Raw genomic sequence first — 17,009 nt, 5'->3', positions numbered from 1 at the left:
GCGTAAGGCCTTAAGGGTGCATCCAGAATAGACGTTTGGCGAGAATTTTTGGTGGCTTGCCGGCGATAGGGCCGGTACAAGCTAGCGAATGAAGTGCACCTTGCCAGTGTCGTCATTGCCCATGTAGATGCCATAAACCCCGGCCTGCCGCTCGAGGATATAGCGCTCGAGAATCTGCCGGATTGCCGGATAGTAGATTTCATCCCACGGGATCTCGTCGGGCTCAAAGAACCTGTAGGCCAGCGTTTCCGCCCCGTACTGCCCGGTTTCCTCGGTGGCGATGGCGCGGAAGATGATGTAGACCTCGCTTAACTTCGGGACGCTGAAGATCGAGTACGGCGAGACGATTTCGGCGCGTACGCCGCTTTCCTCCCAGACCTCGCGCAGGGCCGCCTGCTCGGTGGTTTCGCCGGCCTCCATGAACCCGGCCGGCAAGGTCCAGGTGCCGGGGCGCGGCGGGATGGCGCGCTGGCACAGCAGGTACTTGCCATCACGCTCGATGATGCAGCCGGCGATGATCTTCGGGTTGATGTAGTGGATGTAGCCGCAGCCGGTGCAGTGCAGGCGTTCGTGGGTGTCGCCTGTGGGAACGCCCCGGGCCAGTTCCGTGGTGCAGTGCGGGCAGTAGCGCGGGGCGTTGGGCATGATCGGTGGCCTGTGGGTTGCTTATATGCGGGGATCCTTCAAGGCCAGGGGCTCGACCATCTCGCGCACCTTGACGTTGTCATCCTGCTTCTGGCGCAGGTAGTCCAGGGCCACCTTGGCGGCGGCGCGGACGTGGTCGACCGAGGCCTGGTGGGCAACCAGCGGGTCGCCGCTCTTGATCGCCTCGACGATCTTTTCCATTTCGCGGTTGCTGGCACCGCGGCGGTTCTCCTGCGACACCGAGGTGGCGCGCAGGTAGCTGATGCGCGCCTGCAACTGGCGCAGCTGCTGGGCGGCCACCTGGTTGCCGGAGCCTTCCAGCAGCACATCGTAGAAACCTTGTACCGAGTCCAGCACCTGTTGCAGTTCGCCTTCCTCGAGGGCTTCGCGGTTGACCTCCAGCGCGCGTTCCAGGGCGCGGATGTCCTTGGCCTTTGCGTTCAGGGTGAACAGCTGCACGATCAGGCCTTCGAGCACGCAGCGCAGCTCGTAGATATCGCGGGCGTCTTCCAGGGTGATGATGGCCACGCGCGGGCCCTTGGCGTCGGCGAATTCCACCAGGCCTTCGGATTCCAGGTGGCGCAGGGCTTCACGCACCGAGGTGCGGCTGACGCCGAGGCGGTCGCAGAGGTCGCGCTCGACCAGGCGATCGCCTGGCAGCAGGTGGAAGTTCATGATCGCGGCGCGCAGCTTGTCGAGCACGATTTCGCGCAGGGTAACGGGGTTGCGATTGACCTTGAAGCTGTCGTCGAGTGGCTGGCGTTTCATCAAGTGCGCTCTTAAAGAGGCTGCCCGGCCGCAACCGCAACAGCACCACGAACCTTGGGTGCTCCTTGCGTGGGTTCGAACAGCCCGGTGTTAACGGGTTGACTCCGCATCGGCTTCAGCGAACGCTTCGCGGGCCAGGCGGAAACTGTCCACCGCCGCGGGCACGCCGCAATAAATGCCGACCTGGAGCAGGATCTCGCGAATCTGTTCACGGCTCAGGCCATTACGCAAGGCGCCGCGAATGTGCAGCTTGAGCTCGTGGGGCCGGTTGAGCGCGGAAATCATGGCCAAGTTTATCATGCTGCGCTCTTTGAGCGACAAGCCTTCGCGGCCCCAGACGTGGCCCCAGCAGTATTCGGTGACCAGCTCCTGCAACGGCTTGGTGAAGTCGTCGGCGTTCTGGATCGAGCGGTTGACGTAGTCCTCGCCCAGTACCTGGGTGCGGATCTGCAGGCCTTTTTCGTACTTTTCATTGCTCATGTGCAGTACTCCGGATTTAAACAGGGTCATTTGCGTTGGCTTCTTCGCGGGTGAACCCGCTCCCACAGGTACTGCACAGGTTTCAGCATCTGTGCGATCCCTGTGGGAGCGGGTTTACCCGCGAAGAAGCCAACGCCGAGCTCAAGGTCCATCAGCCCAGGGGCGGCAGGGCGCCCAGCTTGCCCTTGTGGTAGACCATCGGGGTCACCGGCTCGGCCGGCAGCACCAGGTTCTTCACCGCACCGACGATGATCGCGTGGTCACCGCCGTCGTACTCGCGCCACAGCTCGCATTCGATGATCGCCGTGGCCTTGGCCAGCAGCGGGTTGCCCAGCTCGCTCAGGTGCCAGTCGATGCCTTTGGCCTTGTCCTTGCCCTTGCCGGCGAAGGCATAGGCCTCGGCGGTCTGGTCGGCGGACAGCAGGTGAATCGCGAACTGCTTGCTGTCACGCAGGATGGGGTAGGTGTCGGAGGCGTAGTTGGGGCAGAACAGCACCAGCGCCGGGTCGATCGACAGCGCGCTGAACGCGCTGGCGGTGATGCCGACGATGCCACCGTCGGCGTCCAGGGTGGTGACCACGGTGACGCCGGACGGGAACGAGCCCATCACGTCTTTGTAGATGCCTGGTTCGATCATCTCGTGCTACCTCTTAGCGCATCACAAACGGGTCGGGCATCGGCGCCGTGGACAGGTTGATCCACACGGTCTTCAGCTCGGTATAGGCCAGCACCGAATCGATGCCGCTCTCACGGCCGTAGCCGCTGTTCTTGAACCCGCCGATCGGCGCCATGGCCGACACGGCACGGTAGGTGTTGACCCAGATGATCCCCGAACGCACGTCGCGGGCCAGGCGGTGGGCACGGCCCAGGTCGCGGGTCCAGATGCCGGCGGCCAGGCCGAACTGCGAGTCGTTGGCGATGGCCAGGGCCTCTTCCTCGGTCTTGAAGCGGATTACCGCGGCAACCGGGCCGAACACCTCTTCCTGCATGATGGTCATCGAGTTGCTGTCGCACTCGAACAGGGTCGGCTCGTAGAACCAGCCGTCACCCTCGACCTCGGCACGCTTGCCGCCCATGTGCAGCTTGGCGCCTTCGGCCTTGGCAGCGGCCACCAGGCCTTCGACCACGGCCAACTGTTGCGCGGTGGCCATGGGGCCCATTTCGCTGGCATCGTCCTGCGGGTTGCCGATGCGGATGCGCTTGGCGCGGGCGATCAGGCGTTCGACGAACTCGTCGAAGATCTCGTCCTGCACCAGCAGGCGCGAGCCGGCCACGCAGCTTTGCCCGGAGGCGGCATAAATGCCTGCCACGGCGCCGTTGATGGCGCTGTCCAGGTCGGCATCGGCGAAGATGATGTTCGGCGACTTGCCGCCCAGCTCCAGCGACAGCTTGGCGAAGTTCTCGGCGCTGCTGCGCACCACGTGGCGGGCGGTGGCGGCGCCGCCGGTGAAGGCGATCTTGCGCACCAGCGGGTGGCGGGTCAGCGCCGCGCCGGTGCTGGGGCCGTAGCCGGTGACCACGTTGACCACACCAGCCGGGAAGCCGGCCTCGAGGGCCAGGCGGGCCAGCTCAAGGATGGTCGCCGAGGCGTGCTCGGACGGCTTGAGCACGATGGTGTTGCCGGCGGCCAGGGCCGGGGCCAGCTTGATGGCGGTGAGGTACAGCGGGCTGTTCCACGGGATGATCCCGGCCACCACGCCGATCGGCTCGTGCACGGTGTAGGCGAACAGGTCGGGCTTGTCCAGTGGCAGGGTGCCGCCTTCAAGCTTGTCGGCAAGGCCTGCGGTGTAGTGGAAGAACTCTGGCAGGTAGCCGACCTGGCCGCGGGTTTCGCGGATCAGCTTGCCGTTGTCACGGCTTTCCAGCTGGGCCAGGTGTTCCTTGTTTTCGGCAATCAGGTCACCCAGGCGACGCAGCAGCTTGCCGCGCGCGGTGGCGGTGATACTGCGCCACTCCTTGCTGTCGAAGGCACGCTGGGCGGCCTGCACGGCCAGCTCCACATCGGCCTCGTCGGCGTCGGGCAGTTGCGCCCAGGCCTGGGCGGTGGCCGGGTTGAGGCTGTCGAAGGTCTTGCCGCTCTGGGCATCGCGCCATTGGCCGTCGATGCACATCTGGAAACGAACGAGGGTCATGCAACAATCCCCTTGGCGGATTCGGTGAGGGTGCGGGCTTGCGCGAGGAAGTCCAGCAGCATCTTGTTGACTTCACGCGGTGCTTCCACCGGCATCATATGCCGTTGCTCGGCGAGGACCACGCTGTGTGCGCCAGGAATGCTGGCAGCAAGCTGGCGGGTCATGGCCGGGGTGGAGCCCGAGTCGAGTTCGCCGGTGGCGATCAGCGTCGGCACCTGGATGCTGGCCAGGTCGGCGGCGCGGTACATGTCCTGGGTGGCGAACAGCGAATAAGTGGTGTGGTAGCCCTGCGGGTCGTTGCTCGCCAGCACCTGGCGAATGGCGGCGACCTGCGCCGGGTTGGCAGCCTTGTATTCACGGCTGAACCAGCGGTCGAGCGCGGCGTCGACGTTGGCGTCGGGGCCAAGCTGCGCAGCCTGGGCGGCGCGGGCGATAACGCCGGCACTCTGCTCGGGGGTGCGGTTGAACACGCTGTTGAGCACTACCAGTGCAGCCAGGCGCTGTGGGTATTCGAGGGCGAACGCCCGGGCGACCAGGCCGCCCATGGAAAAGCCGATCACGGTGGCTTGCGCGATCTGCAGGTGGTCGAGCAGTTCGGCGAGTTGCGCGGCATAACCTTCCAGGCCGATGTCGGCGGCTGGCAGCGCGCTCTGGCCGTGGCCGAGCATGTCGTAGGCGATGACGCGGTAGTCGTTGGCCAGGCCAACGAACTGACCGCCCCACATTTCCTTGTTCAGGCCCACGCCGTGGATCAGTACCACGGGTTGGCCCTGGCCGACGGACAGGTAGCTGGTGCCGGCGGGTGTGCGTTCAGCGACAGGCTGAATCATGGAGGGCGCTCCTTGAAGGTCGGGCGCGGCGGGTAAGCACGCCACGCCCCGGCCCGTCTTGGTTGTTGTTATTGAGCGTTGGCTTTTTCGGCAGCCAGTTCTTCCAGGTCGATGTAGCGGTTGCCGATGCGCGGGTGCAGGCGGCCACCGTCGGAGGCGCCCAGGACCACGACGATTTCATCGGCGCGCGGGGCATCTTCGATCTGCATTTCCAGGGTGATGTAGTGCGAGCGCAGGCCTTCGTCGTCCTTCTGCATCATCGGGATCTGGATCGAGGTGCCCGGGCCGCCGCGCTTGTTGGTGAAGCTCAGGTAGCTCTTGGCCTGTACCGCTTCACGGTAGTGGTTGCCGAAGCGCAGGGTGTGGATCACCGCCGAGGCGTGTTCGATTTCGCCGTCGGCACCGACGACTGCGGCCTTGCCGTAGGCTTCGATCTTGTCGGCGCCGCCGATGGCTGCAGTCAGGCGCTCGACCATCAGGGCACCCAGGTCCGAGCAGTTGGCACGGATTTCCGGCTTCAGATCTTCAACGAAACCGCGACCGGCCCATGGGTTCTTGATCACGACGGCCAGGCCGACCATGGTCACCGGCTTGTCGGTGGCCTTACCGCCTTCGATGCGGGTCTCTTCGGAGTAGGTGACGATCTTGCGGATTTCGAAACTCATGGGTGGCTCCTGGTGAGGGTTATCAGCTCTTGTTGTCTGATGGTATACCATAATACTTGTTGTGCAAGAGGTGGCTGGAAATTTCTCTTGCGAGGGGACGAAAGGCGCTGTGTATCGGGGTTTTTGTGGCGTTCTGTACCGGCCTCTTCGCGGGTAAACCCGCTCCCACAGGTATGGCGCAGACCATGAACCCTGTGGGGTACCTGTGGGAGCGGGTTCACCCGCGAAGAGGCCGGTACAGGCAACGGATCAATCCCCCAAAAAAAGCCCGCTCACGCGGGCCGCAGGGCCCACGGGAGCGGGCGCGTCCCGCAATGTTTCAGGTAATGGGAAATCAGGCGAACGCCGGCACCACTTCCTTGATGAACAGCTCCAGCGACTTTTTCTTCTCGGCGTGGGGCAGGCTGTTGTCGCACCAGAAGCTGAACTCGTCGACGCCGAGTTCCTGGTAGTACTTGATACGCGCGATGATCTCTTCCGGCGTGCCGATCATGGTGTTCTTGCGGATGTTCTCCAGATCGAACGCCGGCACTTCGGCGAACTTCGATTCCGGGCTCGGCTCGAGGAAGCCGTTGACCGGGGTGGTCTTGTTGCCGAACCAGGCATCGAAGGTGCGGTAGAAGCGCGAGATGGCCTGGGCGCCGACTTTCCAGCCTTCCGGCTCGGCCGGGCTGTGCACGTGGGTGTGGCGCAGCACCATCAGTTGCGGGCGCGGCACGCCCGGGTTGTTGTCCAGGGCGGCCTGGAACTTGTTCTTCAGGTCCAGCACTTCCTCGTCACCCTTCATCAGTGGGGTGACCATGACGTTGCAACCATTGGCCACGGCGAAGTTGTGCGAGTCGGGGTCGCGGGCGGCGATCCACATCGGCGGTACGGCGTTGTAGGGCTTCGGCACGCTGGTGGAGGTAGGGAACTTGTACACTTCGCCGTCATGGGCGTAGTCGCCTTCCCACAGCTTGCGCACCACCGGTACCATTTCGCGCAGGGCCTTGCCGCCGTCGGTGGCCGGCATGCCACCTGCCATGCGGTCGAATTCGAACTGGTAGGCGCCACGGGCCAGGCCCACCTCCATGCGGCCCTTGCTGATCACGTCGAGCAGGGCGCATTCGCCCGCCACGCGGATCGGGTTCCAGAACGGCGCGATGATGGTGCCGGCGCCCAGGCGGATCTTGTCGGTGCGCGCAGCCAGGTAGGCCAGCAGCGGCATCGGGCTTGGCGAAATGGTGTATTCCATGGCGTGGTGTTCGCCGATCCACACGGTGCTGAAACCGCCGTTCTCGGCCATCAGGGTCAGTTCGGTCAGGTCTTCGAACAGCTGGCGGTGGCTGACCTGTTCATCCCAACGTTCCATGTGCACGAACAACGAAAATTTCATGGGGCTTTCCTCAACGCTTGAAAGGGGCTGGCGCCTGGCAGGGTTGGCACCAGCGGTCTCGATTCAGAATAGGCTTCAGGCAAAGGCCGGCAGGCTGGCCATCTTGCCGCGGCAGTACACCATCGGCCGTGGCGCCTCTTCAGGGACGATCAGGTTGTGCACCTTGCCGACCATGATGGCGTGGTCGCCACCCTCGTATTCGCGCCACAGTTCGCATTCGATGACTGCGGTGGCACCGGCCAGGATCGGGTTGCCCAGTTCGCTCAGGGACCACTCGATACCGCTGGCCTTGTCCTTGCCCTTCTTGGCGAACGCATAGGCCTCGGCCTGCTGTTCACCGGACAACAGATGAATGGCGAAGCGCTTCTGCCTGATCAGCACGGGGTAGGAGTCGGAGGTGTAGTTGGGGCAGAACAGCACCAGCGGCGGGTCCATCGACAGGGAGGAGAAGGCGCTGGCGGTCAGACCGACGACCGAGCCATCGTCGTCCAGGGTGGTGATGACGGTAACGCCGGACGGGAAGGAGCCCAGGACATGCTTGTAGACGGTTGCGTCGATCATCTGGTGTACCTCTATAGGGCTGCGGTGGTCCGCGGTTTTTATCGTTGATGTGTCTGATGGTATACCGTAATACCTATTTTGCAAGCGGAATTTTCAAGCGAGGGTGTTGCGCGATGAACGGCTCAAGCCCGCGTATACCGTGGGCTTGAGCGGTGAGGTGGTTTGCCGCAGGGGTTACGCGAGCGGATCAGTGGGCGTTTTTTCCTACGGATCAGTGTTGTCAAAAGTTTGGAATACCATAATATGGTCCGCAGCTGAGAGGCCGCCTAGATGCGGTTTCCTTACAAAGATAAAAACGACCTTTCGAGCTGAAATCCTATGTCCCAACCGTCGTCGCAACACCAGTTTGTCGAGAATCACACGGTCGATTACGTTCCACCTGCCGAGCGCCACGGGAAGGCGCGCGACCTGTTCACCCTCTGGTTCAGTACCAACATCGCGCCACTGCCCATCGTCACCGGCGCCATGGTGGTCCAGGTATTCCACCTGAACCTGTTATGGGGGCTGATCGCCATCGTGCTGGGCCATCTGGTCGGGGGCGTGGTCATTGCCCTTGCCTCTGCGCAGGGACCGCAGCTGGGCATTCCGCAAATGGTGCAGAGCCGTGGCCAGTTCGGCCGCTACGGCGCCTTGCTGATCGTGTTCTTCACCGCGCTGATCTATGTCGGCTTCTTCATTTCCAACATCGTCCTGGCGGGCAAGACCATCCACGGCATCACCCCGAGCGTGCCGATGCCCGGCGCGATCGTGATCGGTGCGCTGAGTGCCACCGCCATTGGCGTGATCGGCTACCGTTTCATTCACATCCTCAACCGCATCGGTACCTGGGTGATGGGTTCGGCGCTGCTGGCCGGCTTCATCATGATGTTCGCCCAGGAACTGCCGGCCGACTTCTTCAGCCGTGGCGCGTTCAACCTGTCGGGCTTCATCGCCACCGTGTCGCTGGGCACCATCTGGCAGATCAGCTTCTCGCCGTATACCTCCGACTATTCGCGCTACCTGCCGCGTGAAGTGGGCATTGCCAAGCCGTTCTGGGCCACCTACTTCGGCGCTACCCTGGGCACCATCCTGTGCTTCAGCTTTGGTGCGGTGGCGGTGCTTTGCGTGCCGGAAGGCACCGATGCAATGGATGCGGTCAAGCAGGCCACCGGCTGGCTGGGCCCGATTCTGATGGTGCTGTTCCTGCTCAACATCATCAGCCACAACGCCCTCAACCTGTACGGCGCGGTGCTGTCGATCGTCACCGCGATCCAGACCTTCGTCGCCGAGTGGACGCCGAGCATCAAGGTGCGGGTGGTGCTGGCTTCGGTGATTCTGGTGGGCTGCGGCCTGGTAGCGCTGAATGCCTCGGCGGACTTCATCGGCCAGTTCATCGGCCTGATCCTGGCACTGCTGCTGGTGCTGGTGCCGTGGGCGTCGATCAACCTGATCGATTTCTACCTGATCAAGAAGGGCCAGTACGACATCGCCTCGATCTTCAGTGCTGACGGCGGCATCTATGGCCGCTTCAACCACCACGCGATCATTGCCTATGCCTGCGGCATCCTGGTGCAGTTGCCGTTTGCCAACACGTCGCTGTATGTGGGGCCGTATTCCAATATCGTCGAAGGGGCTGATCTGTCGTGGCTGTTCGGCTTGCTGGTGACGGTGCCGCTGTATTACTGCCTGGCGACCCGGGGCAAGGCTGCCGAGAAGGCGGGGCGGGTTGTGAGTGTGAATGACTGATAGATTGGCGTTGCTGTAACAGGGGCTGCGTTGCGAATGGGCCGCAACGCGGCCCCAGTTTTTTCAGCTCGCACCTCGCTGCAGTCAGACGATCGCGATCAGCGGGTCGGCAGCGGCCAGTGCCAGGGCGCGATCAGCCGCTGGCGGGTAGATCCACACCGAGTTGATCTGGCGCTTGAGGTCTTTGCCTTCCTGGCCGTGCAGCTTCAGTTCGCGCTCCCAACCCTCGCTGAACGTCGCGCCCCATTCGCCCAGGTCCAGGCAGGTGACGTACTTGGGCTGGCGGTACACCACCGGCTGCAGACCGAGCAGGTCGGCCGCGGCGTTGTTGCCGGAGTGGCGGCCCATGGGGATGGCGTGCTGGCAGGTCATCAGGGCGTGGTTGCCCAGCTCGTCCACAACGGCCCAGGCAGTATCGCCCGTCGCGTACACATGGTCCTGGCCGAGCACCTTCAGGTGGCCGTCCACTTTCAGCCGGCCGAAGTTGTCACGCTCGCCGGCAACCTGTGCGGTCAACGGGCTGGCCTTCACGCCAACGGTCCAGATCACGGTGTTGCTGGCGATATGGTCGCCGTTGTCCAGGGTAACGCCACCGGCATCGACAGCCACCACCGAGGCCCCGGCCTTCCACTCGACCCCGGCCTGTTCGCAGGCGGCGATGATCGACGGCGTGATACCGGCGCCCAGCGCCGCACCAACTTGCGCACCGCGGTCGACCACCACCACCCGCACCGCTGCACTGGCACCGAGGATGGCACGCAGGCGGGCAGGCATTTCCGTGGCGGTTTCAATACCCGTGAAGCCACCGCCACAGACCACCACAGTGTTGCGTGCAGGCGAAGCTGGCAGGGTGGCCAGACCGACCAGGTGCTGTTCCAGGCGCATGGCCGATTCCATCTGGTCGACATCGAATGCATGTTCGGCCAGGCCAGGCACTGCCGGGCGTGCGACCTGGCTGCCGGCGGCAAGGATCAGGCGTTCGTAGGCGATCTGTTGCCGGTGCCCCTGGGCGTCGGTGTAGCTGACGCTGCGCCCTTCGGTATCGATGCTGTCGGCATTGCCCGGGATGAAATGAATGCCCACTGCTTCGAACAGCTCGCCCAGCGGGGCCTTCATGCCGTGCACGTCGGCCTCGTAGAAGCGCGGGCGGATGCGCAGTTCAGGCTGTGGAGCGAGGACGCTGACGTTGATGTCGGCGCGCTGGGCCTGATCGAGCAGGCGCGCAGCGCTCAGGGCGCTCCATACACCGGCAAAGCCGGCACCGATGATGAGGATGTTCGATTTCATGAAGGTGCTCCGCAAGGTTCGAAAGGGGCTTCGAGGGCGGGTTGTGTGCCTCTCGAATAACTACGACTGTATTGATCGTAGTTAGTGCGTGCAAGTCTTTTTTCCCACAGGCCGACACTCCGCATGACCATTTCACGGCTCGAATAGCTGTATTTACTGGGCTTAAGGGATAAACAAGGCCGATAGACGGCAGCTTTGCGCTTTGCGGTGCGGATGCTATAGGCGTATTATTTGCGACAAGATTGGTCGGAGATAGATATGTCGCTCTACAGTGCTGGCGTCGAATACGGTATCCATTGCCTGCTGTTCCTGGTGGATGAGCGGGGCGACTCGCGCGAGTCCAGCGTGCGCGACCTGGCGGAGTTGCAGGGTGTACCCCAGGAGTACCTGGCCAAGGTATTCACCAAGCTGGCCCGTGCCGGTCTGGTGGCCGCCACCGAGGGCGTGCGTGGCGGCTTCCGGCTGGCGCGGCCGTCGGATGAAATCACCGTGCTGGATATCGTCAATGCCATCGACGGGCCGAAGAAGATCTTCGACTGCCGCGAAGTTCGCGAGCGTTGCAGCCTGTTCGAGGGTTCGCCGCCGGGTTGGGCGACCGAGGGCACCTGCGCGATCCACGCGGTGATGCTGGGTGCGCAGAAGCGCATGGAAGAGGCCCTGGCGCAGCAGACCATCCTTGATCTGGCGCGGCGGTTCGGGCGCAAGGCGCCGGCCGAGTTCGGGCAGAAGGTCAATGCCTGGATGGGTGAGCGGCGGGAGGGCAAAGGGGCAGGGGATATTCCGGTCAGTCAGGTCTGAATCTGCTGCCTGTACCGGCCTCTTCGCGGGTAAACCCGCTCCCACAGGTACACCACAAGTTCCAGAGATTGTGACATCCCTGTGGGAGCGGGTTTACCCGCGAAGAGGCCAGTGCAGGCTAACGCCCCTCATGCTGCCGCCGATACGCCCCCGGCTGCAGCCCCACCGCCTTGGCAAACGCCCGGGTAAACGCCGCCACTGACTGATACCCCACCTGTGCCCCCACCTGCTCCACGGTATGCCCCGCCCGCAGCAACTGGCTTGCAAGGCGCATGCGCAGCGCCAGCAGTACTTGCCCCGGCGACTGTCCGGCCAGTTCATTGAAACGCTTGAAAAACGCCGACCGCGACAACCCGGTACAGGCGGCCATGCTTTCCAGCGTCCACGCTTGCCCCGGTTGCTCGATCAACTGCTCCAGCAAACCGGCAAACGCCGGTTGCCGGGCGAGGGCGACCAGCCCGCCCAGCGATTGTCCGGCATGCACCTGCTGGCGTAGCACATACAGGAACAGCAAGTGCGTCAGCCGCTCCAGCAACGTCTGCGACGGCCCGGCGGCGCGCCGGCACTCCTCCAGGATCAGCTCGAACAACGCCCGCGCCGCATGCCCGGCCGGTTCATCGGCGCGCAGCAATATCCAGTCGGCCAGGCCGTCGACGATCAGCGCCGACAACCCCGGCCTGAAGTGGAAGAAACCACATACCAGGCCCACACCATCGACCGCATCGGCGTCCATGGGCTGCATCTGCTGGCGTGGCTGGGCGCAGGCACTGGCAGGGTCCCGGTCACTGGCCAGGCGATAGCCGAGGTCGCGCAGCAGGAACACCGCATCGCCCGCCTCCAGGCGCAGTGCCTCGGGCTGGCCATCGATGTGCAGCCAGCAATGCCCTTGCACCACCAGGTGGAAGCTGGCCCGGCCCATGCCTTCGGTGCTGGCGTGCCAGCCGCCGCAGTAGCGGCCCACATGGAACAGGCTGGCATCGAGCTCCAGGCCCTCTAATAACCAATCGACAAGGTGGCTGGACGAAATCATCTAATGCAAAGACTCAAGAGCAAGGAAAGGCGACTGATGAATATGGAGGGTAGTTCTTATAACCAACAGACTGTAGTGACACTCATCAAAGGAGACCACTCCATGTCCTCGCGCATTACTTTACACACGCTGCAGAGCGCCCCGGAAGCGGCCCGTCCGTTCCTCGAGAACGCCCAGAAGAATTCCGGCTTCATCCCCAACCTGCTGGGCGTACTGGCCAATGCCCCGGCTGCGCTGGAAACCTACGTAACCGTTTCGGCACTCAACGGCAAAGCCGAACTGAGCCTGGCCGAGCGTGAAGTGGTGCAGCTGATTGCCGCCACCCAGCATGGCTGCGACTTCTGCGTGGCCGGCCACACGGCCGTGGCCCTGAACAAGGCCAAGCTGCCGCAGGAAGTGGTCGATGCCCTGCGTGCCCGTGGCGAGCTGCCCGATGCCCGGTATGAAACCCTGGCCGCGTTCGCCCGCGAAGTAATCGCCACCCGCGGCAATGTCAGCGAGGCCACTTACCAGGCCTTCCGCGCAGCCGGTTTCAGCGAAGGCAACGCCCTGGAGGTGATTCTGGGCGTGAGCCTCGCAACCCTGTGCAACTTTGCTAATGTGTTCGCCCAGACGCCGCTCAATGACGAGCTCGGCAAGTATCGCTGGCAACCTTCTGCATGATCCGCGCGTGACACCGGTCGTACCGCGATCGTTGTAGGAGCGGCCTTGTGCCGCGAATGGGCCGCCAGGCGGCCCCGGCGTTTTCAAAGGAGCAAGACCATGCAAGATTGTGCATTTCGACACTGGCTGGATGCCAATGCCGAGGCCATTGACCGGGGCCAGTGCGAGCCGCAACTGGTGCTGGCGCAAATCGCCGAGTCGCAGCTGCTGCGCGTCGGTGTCGACCCCGCCCAGGGCGGCACGGGCGGGCAGGTGACCGACGCGGTCGAGGCCATCGCCGCAATCGCCAGCCGCTCGCTGGCAGCGGCGTTCGTCTGCTGGGGCCAGCGCGCCTTCATCGAATACCTGTTGCATAGCCCCAACCAGACACTGCGCGAGCACCTGTTGCCGCGCCTGCTGACTGGCGAACTGGCCGGTGCCACCGGGCTGTCCAACGCCATGAAGTTCCTGTCCGGCATCGAAGCGCTGCAGGTGCGCGGGTGCCCGCAAGCCGATGGCTGGCAGCTGGAAGGGCGCCTGCACTGGGTGACCAACCTGCGCAAGAGTGGCTTCGTGGTGGCTGCGGCTATCGAAGACGAAGCCGGTGGCGCACCCTTCGTGCTGGCCATTCCGTCCGACGCACAGGGCCTGGAGCGTTCCGACGACCTGCAGCTGATGGGCCTGCAGTCGAGCAACACCGCGGCACTGGCCTTCCACCAGGTGCAATTGCAGCGTGGCTGGTTGCTGCACGAAAATGCCCGTGAATTCCTGCCCCGGGTACGCCCGGCGTTCCTGGCGCTGCAGTGCGGCATGGCCATTGGCCTGGCGCGGCGGGCGCTGGCGGAAGTGCAGGCACACCTGCATGGCCGGGCCTCGTTCCTCGACGAAGCACGCCAGGTGCTCGGCGAGCGCCTGGAAAACACCGTGAGCGAGCTCAAGCAGGGCCTGCTCGATGGCCGCTTCCAGCAGCAGCCGGCGGCCTTGTTCAAGCTGCGCATCACCTTGGCCGAAAGCGCTGCCGACGCCGTGCAACTGGAGTTGCAGGCCAGTGGTGGCAAGGCCTACCTCAGCGAGTATGGCGAAGGCTTTGCCCGCCGCTGGCGCGAGTCGGCCTTCGTGCCGATCGTCACTCCCAGCCTGGTGCAACTGCGCGCCGAACTGCAACGCCAGGCGGGCGCGGCATGAGCCCAGTGTTGCTCGAAGCCCGCGACATCAGCCTGGGCTACCCGTGCGAGGGTGGCTGGCAGGCGGTGCTGGCGCAGTTCGACCTTCAGCTGGCCCCCGGCGAAGTGGTGACCATCCTCGGCCCCAGCGGGGTCGGCAAGTCCAGCTTGCTGCGGGTACTGGCCGGCCTGCAGCAGCCCCGCGGTGGCAGCGTGACCCTGCACGGCCAGCCGCTGCAGGGCCCGCACCCACGCCTGGCGGTGGCCTTCCAGGACCCGAGCCTGTTGCCCTGGTTGAGCCTGGAGAAGAACGTTGCCTTCGGCCTGGACTTCGCCCGCCAGCCAAAACTTGCCGCCGCCGAACGGCGCGCACGCATCGACCATGCGATTGCCGCCGTGGGCTTGGCCCATGCCCGTGGCCAGTACCCGGCGCAGTTGTCCGGCGGCATGGCCCAGCGCACCGCGCTGGCCCGCTGCCTGGCCCGCCAGCCCGAAGTGCTGTTGCTCGACGAGCCGTTCGGCGCGCTGGATGAAGTGACCCGGGCCGACATGCAGCAACTGCTGCTGCAACTGATCGCCACCCACAACACGGCGGCGGTGCTGATCACCCACGATATCGACGAAGCCCTGCTGCTGTCCGACCGGGTCCTGCTACTGGGCAACCACCCAGCGCACACCCTCGGCCAGTGGCACATCGACCTGCCGCAACCACGGACGCAGCGGGTCGAGGAACTGGGCGCTTTGCGCATCGAAATCCTCAAAACCCTTCGGCGGGCAAGCCGCACAGTCGAACCTACCCCAACCCCATTGCCCTCGGAGGCTGTCCATGTGCATGGATGACTGCTGTTCCTCTTCTTCGCGTCGCGATTTCCTCAAGCTCGGTGCCATGCTCACGGCCGCCGGAGCACTGCCGTTGCTGTCGAGCCTGCAGGCCCGTGCCGCTGCCGAGCCGGACGCGCCGGTGCGTATCGGCTACCTGCCGATCACCGACGCCACGCCGCTGCTGGTGGCACACAACAACGGCCTGTTCGAGGCCGAAGGCATCAAGGCCGAGCGCCCGGTGCTGCTGCGCAGCTGGGCGCAGGTGATCGAGGCGTTCATCTCCGGCCAGGTCAACGTCATCCACCTGCTGTCGCCGATGACCGTGTGGGCCCGCTACGCCAGCAAGGTGCCGGCCAAGGTGGTGGCCTGGAACCACGTGGGCGGTTCAGGCCTTACCGTGGCCCCGGACATCAGCGACATGAAACAGCTGGGCGGCAAGACCGTGGCCATCCCGTTCTGGTACTCGATCCACAACGTGGTGCTGCAACAGATGCTCGACGACAACGGCCTGACCCCAGTGTCGAAGCCGGCCAATGCGCCACTGGCCGGCAACGAAGTCAACCTGCTGGTGCTGCCGCCGTCCGACATGCCGCCTGCACTGGCCAGCAAGCGCATCGCTGGCTATATCGTCGCCGAGCCCTTCAACGCCCTGGCCGAGAACCTCAAGGTTGGCCGCGTGCAGCGCTTCACCGGCGATGTGTGGCGCAACCACGCCTGCTGCGTGGTGTTCATGCACGAGCACGACCTGAACAACCGCCCGGAGTGGTCGCAGAAGGTGGTCAACGCCATCGTCAAGGCCCAGCACTGGACCCGTGACCACCGCGCCGAGGCCGCCGCATTGTTGTCCAAGGCCGGCCCCAACAAGTACACGCCGCATGAACCAGCGGTGCTCGGCAAAGTGCTGGCCCCGGCCGCCGAGGACCGTGCCGGTTACATTGCCAGTGGTGCCATTCGCCACCAGCAGTGGGACGAAAAGCGCATCGATTTCCAGCCTTACCCGTTCCCCAGCTACACCGAAGAACTGGTCAAGCGCCTGAAAACCACCCTGATCGAGGGCGACAGCGCGTTCCTGGCCGGCCTTGACCCTGCACAGACCGCCCGCGACCTGGTCGACGACCGCTTCGTGCGCAACGCCATCGCCAGTGTTGGCGGGCCGTCGGTGTTCGGCATCGCCGATAACTTCGAGCGTAGCGAGGAGTTCGCGGTCTGATGCGCACGCATGTCGTTCATGCCGCCCTGGGGCTGGCAGGGTTGCTGGGTCTGTTGCTGTTGTGGTGGGCCGGTGTCGCGCTGTTCGGCCAGGCCGATGGCCTGTCGGCGCGCTTTTCGCCGGCAGCGACCCTGGCCAGCCTGGTCGAGTTGCTGGGGCAGGGCGAGGTGTACGGGCATATCTGGGTCAGCCTCAAACGTATCCTGGTCGGGCTGCTGCTGGCGCTGCTGATCGGCGTGCCGCTGGGCTTGCTGGTGGGCAGCTACCGGCACCTGGAGGCGGCGACCACGCCGGCGTTCCAGTTCCTGCGCATGATCTCGCCGCTGTCGTGGATGCCGGTGGTGGTAATGCTGATGGGCGTGGGGGACCAGCCTGTCTACTTCCTGCTGGCGTTTGCCGCGTTGTGGCCGATCTTGTTGAACACGGCGGCCGGGGTAAGGCAGCTGGACCCGCGCTGGTTGCAGTTGAGCCGCAGTTTGAGTGCCACGCGCCGGGAGACCTTGTGCAAGGTGATCGTGCCCGGGGTGATCGGCCATGTGCTGACCGGTGTGCGCCTGGCCATCGGTATCCTGTGGATCGTGCTGGTGCCGTGCGAAATGCTCGGGGTCAGTGCGGGGCTGGGGTACTTCATTCTCGATACCCGCGACCGGCTGGCGTATTCCGAGCTGATGGCGATGGTACTGCTGATCGGGGTGCTGGGGTTTGTGCTGGATGCCCTGGCGCGTGGGCTGCATCGGCGCTGGGTGCATGGCTGACAGGCCAGTGTGGCTTCTTCGCGGCTAAACCCGCTCCCATAGAACTTCACATAACTCATTGAATTAGCAGGGACCCTGTGGGAGCGGCTTTAGCCGCGAACACCGGCGCAGCCGGTGCCAT

Annotated in this window: 18 protein-coding genes; 7 read left to right on the top strand and 11 right to left on the bottom strand. The window is 64.4% G+C overall.

The window, feature by feature from the left end:
• Window positions 1–81: 81 nt before the first annotated feature.
• The 9 genes from RR51_RS14170 to RR51_RS14130 form a co-directional block, all read right to left on the bottom strand.
• Window positions 82–645 carry an NUDIX hydrolase gene (locus RR51_RS14170; protein WP_039613865.1) on the bottom strand — a complete coding sequence of 188 codons (564 nt, stop codon included), beginning with the start codon at window positions 643–645 and terminating at the stop codon, window positions 82–84.
• A gap of 21 nt (window positions 646–666) precedes the next feature.
• Window positions 667–1,413, bottom strand: a complete 747-nt coding sequence (locus RR51_RS14165) for a GntR family transcriptional regulator (RefSeq protein ID WP_013973031.1) — start codon at window positions 1,411–1,413, stop codon at window positions 667–669.
• Window positions 1,414–1,503: 90 nt separating this feature from the next.
• Window positions 1,504–1,893, bottom strand: coding sequence for a carboxymuconolactone decarboxylase family protein (locus RR51_RS14160; protein ID WP_008100863.1), 390 nt, complete (start codon window positions 1,891–1,893; stop codon window positions 1,504–1,506).
• Window positions 1,894–2,044: 151 nt separating this feature from the next.
• Window positions 2,045–2,530 carry a flavin reductase family protein gene (locus RR51_RS14155; RefSeq protein ID WP_003258675.1) on the bottom strand — a complete coding sequence of 162 codons (486 nt, stop codon included), beginning with the start codon at window positions 2,528–2,530 and terminating at the stop codon, window positions 2,045–2,047.
• Window positions 2,531–2,543: 13 nt separating this feature from the next.
• On the bottom strand, window positions 2,544–4,025 hold the full coding sequence (locus RR51_RS14150) for an aldehyde dehydrogenase (RefSeq protein WP_015270730.1): 1,482 nt from the start codon (window positions 4,023–4,025) through the stop codon (window positions 2,544–2,546).
• Window positions 4,022–4,855, bottom strand: a complete 834-nt coding sequence (locus RR51_RS14145; protein WP_013973028.1) for an alpha/beta fold hydrolase — start codon at window positions 4,853–4,855, stop codon at window positions 4,022–4,024. The genes RR51_RS14150 and RR51_RS14145 overlap by 4 nt, the downstream gene beginning before the upstream one ends.
• Before the next feature lie 68 nt (window positions 4,856–4,923).
• Entirely contained in the window at window positions 4,924–5,520 is a 597-nt protein-coding gene (locus RR51_RS14140; protein ID WP_003258678.1) for an amino acid synthesis family protein, read from the bottom strand.
• A gap of 334 nt (window positions 5,521–5,854) precedes the next feature.
• Window positions 5,855–6,895 (bottom strand): LLM class flavin-dependent oxidoreductase, encoded by a 1,041-nt coding sequence (locus RR51_RS14135; protein WP_039613864.1) that lies wholly within the window; start codon window positions 6,893–6,895, stop codon window positions 5,855–5,857.
• 75 nt (window positions 6,896–6,970) lie between these two features.
• A complete protein-coding gene (locus RR51_RS14130; RefSeq protein WP_003259250.1) occupies window positions 6,971–7,456 on the bottom strand; it encodes a flavin reductase family protein in 486 nt (161 codons plus the stop codon).
• Between the two features lie 318 nt (window positions 7,457–7,774).
• On the opposite strand from RR51_RS14130, the gene RR51_RS14125 reads away from it, so the two are divergent.
• Entirely contained in the window at window positions 7,775–9,181 is a 1,407-nt protein-coding gene (locus tag RR51_RS14125; RefSeq protein ID WP_039613863.1) for a purine-cytosine permease family protein, read from the top strand.
• A gap of 84 nt (window positions 9,182–9,265) precedes the next feature.
• On the opposite strand, the gene RR51_RS14120 is transcribed toward RR51_RS14125, so the two are convergent.
• Entirely contained in the window at window positions 9,266–10,468 is a 1,203-nt protein-coding gene (locus RR51_RS14120) for an NAD(P)/FAD-dependent oxidoreductase (protein ID WP_039613862.1), read from the bottom strand.
• 258 nt (window positions 10,469–10,726) lie between these two features.
• On the opposite strand from RR51_RS14120, the gene RR51_RS14115 reads away from it, so the two are divergent.
• Complete coding sequence (locus RR51_RS14115; protein WP_003259245.1) at window positions 10,727–11,266, top strand: RrF2 family transcriptional regulator; 540 nt, start codon at window positions 10,727–10,729, stop codon at window positions 11,264–11,266.
• A gap of 118 nt (window positions 11,267–11,384) precedes the next feature.
• Here the strand turns inward: RR51_RS14115 and RR51_RS14110 are convergent, their stop codons facing one another.
• On the bottom strand, window positions 11,385–12,296 hold the full coding sequence (locus tag RR51_RS14110; RefSeq protein ID WP_039613861.1) for an AraC family transcriptional regulator: 912 nt from the start codon (window positions 12,294–12,296) through the stop codon (window positions 11,385–11,387).
• 102 nt (window positions 12,297–12,398) lie between these two features.
• On the opposite strand from RR51_RS14110, the gene RR51_RS14105 reads away from it, so the two are divergent.
• From RR51_RS14105 to RR51_RS14085, 5 genes are all read left to right on the top strand, one after another.
• Window positions 12,399–12,959: a carboxymuconolactone decarboxylase family protein gene (locus RR51_RS14105; RefSeq protein ID WP_003259243.1), complete on the top strand. Its 561-nt coding sequence runs from the start codon at window positions 12,399–12,401 to the stop codon at window positions 12,957–12,959.
• 99 nt (window positions 12,960–13,058) lie between these two features.
• Window positions 13,059–14,123 (top strand): acyl-CoA dehydrogenase family protein, encoded by a 1,065-nt coding sequence (locus RR51_RS14100; RefSeq protein WP_039613860.1) that lies wholly within the window; start codon window positions 13,059–13,061, stop codon window positions 14,121–14,123.
• Window positions 14,120–14,941, top strand: coding sequence for an ABC transporter ATP-binding protein (locus tag RR51_RS14095; protein WP_039613859.1), 822 nt, complete (start codon window positions 14,120–14,122; stop codon window positions 14,939–14,941). Before RR51_RS14100 ends, RR51_RS14095 begins: the two co-directional genes overlap by 4 nt.
• A complete protein-coding gene (locus tag RR51_RS14090; RefSeq protein WP_039613858.1) occupies window positions 14,928–16,133 on the top strand; it encodes an ABC transporter substrate-binding protein in 1,206 nt (401 codons plus the stop codon). Before RR51_RS14095 ends, RR51_RS14090 begins: the two co-directional genes overlap by 14 nt.
• Window positions 16,133–16,888 carry an ABC transporter permease gene (locus tag RR51_RS14085; protein WP_039613857.1) on the top strand — a complete coding sequence of 252 codons (756 nt, stop codon included), beginning with the start codon at window positions 16,133–16,135 and terminating at the stop codon, window positions 16,886–16,888. Before RR51_RS14090 ends, RR51_RS14085 begins: the two co-directional genes overlap by 1 nt.
• The last annotated feature ends 121 nt before the right edge of the window (window positions 16,889–17,009 follow it).

Source organism: Pseudomonas sp. C5pp (assembly GCF_000814065.1).
GTDB classification, from domain to species: Bacteria; Pseudomonadota; Gammaproteobacteria; order Pseudomonadales; family Pseudomonadaceae; genus Aquipseudomonas; species Aquipseudomonas asiatica.
Note: the sequence above shows the minus strand (reverse complement) of the source record. Positions and strands in the feature narration are given on the sequence as shown.

Bases quoted from the DNA above. Each gene is read 5' to 3' on its own strand.
- RR51_RS14170 (WP_039613865.1), bottom strand. From the start codon at position 645: ATGCCCAACGCCCCGCGCTACTGCCCGCACTGCACCACGGAACTGGCC.
- RR51_RS14135 (WP_039613864.1), bottom strand. From the start codon at position 6,895: ATGAAATTTTCGTTGTTCGTGCACATGGAACGTTGGGATGAACAGGTC.
- RR51_RS14145 (WP_013973028.1), bottom strand. From the start codon at position 4,855: ATGATTCAGCCTGTCGCTGAACGCACACCCGCCGGCACCAGCTACCTG.
- RR51_RS14160 (WP_008100863.1), bottom strand. From the start codon at position 1,893: ATGAGCAATGAAAAGTACGAAAAAGGCCTGCAGATCCGCACCCAGGTA.
- RR51_RS14155 (WP_003258675.1), bottom strand. From the start codon at position 2,530: ATGATCGAACCAGGCATCTACAAAGACGTGATGGGCTCGTTCCCGTCC.
- RR51_RS14150 (WP_015270730.1), bottom strand. From the start codon at position 4,025: ATGACCCTCGTTCGTTTCCAGATGTGCATCGACGGCCAATGGCGCGAT.
- RR51_RS14125 (WP_039613863.1), top strand. From the start codon at position 7,775: ATGTCCCAACCGTCGTCGCAACACCAGTTTGTCGAGAATCACACGGTC.
- RR51_RS14165 (WP_013973031.1), bottom strand. From the start codon at position 1,413: ATGAAACGCCAGCCACTCGACGACAGCTTCAAGGTCAATCGCAACCCC.
- RR51_RS14085 (WP_039613857.1), top strand. From the start codon at position 16,133: ATGCGCACGCATGTCGTTCATGCCGCCCTGGGGCTGGCAGGGTTGCTG.
- RR51_RS14110 (WP_039613861.1), bottom strand. From the start codon at position 12,296: ATGATTTCGTCCAGCCACCTTGTCGATTGGTTATTAGAGGGCCTGGAG.
- RR51_RS14105 (WP_003259243.1), top strand. From the start codon at position 12,399: ATGTCCTCGCGCATTACTTTACACACGCTGCAGAGCGCCCCGGAAGCG.
- RR51_RS14095 (WP_039613859.1), top strand. From the start codon at position 14,120: ATGAGCCCAGTGTTGCTCGAAGCCCGCGACATCAGCCTGGGCTACCCG.
- RR51_RS14130 (WP_003259250.1), bottom strand. From the start codon at position 7,456: ATGATCGACGCAACCGTCTACAAGCATGTCCTGGGCTCCTTCCCGTCC.
- RR51_RS14090 (WP_039613858.1), top strand. From the start codon at position 14,928: ATGTGCATGGATGACTGCTGTTCCTCTTCTTCGCGTCGCGATTTCCTC.
- RR51_RS14120 (WP_039613862.1), bottom strand. From the start codon at position 10,468: ATGAAATCGAACATCCTCATCATCGGTGCCGGCTTTGCCGGTGTATGG.
- RR51_RS14115 (WP_003259245.1), top strand. From the start codon at position 10,727: ATGTCGCTCTACAGTGCTGGCGTCGAATACGGTATCCATTGCCTGCTG.
- RR51_RS14100 (WP_039613860.1), top strand. From the start codon at position 13,059: ATGCAAGATTGTGCATTTCGACACTGGCTGGATGCCAATGCCGAGGCC.
- RR51_RS14140 (WP_003258678.1), bottom strand. From the start codon at position 5,520: ATGAGTTTCGAAATCCGCAAGATCGTCACCTACTCCGAAGAGACCCGC.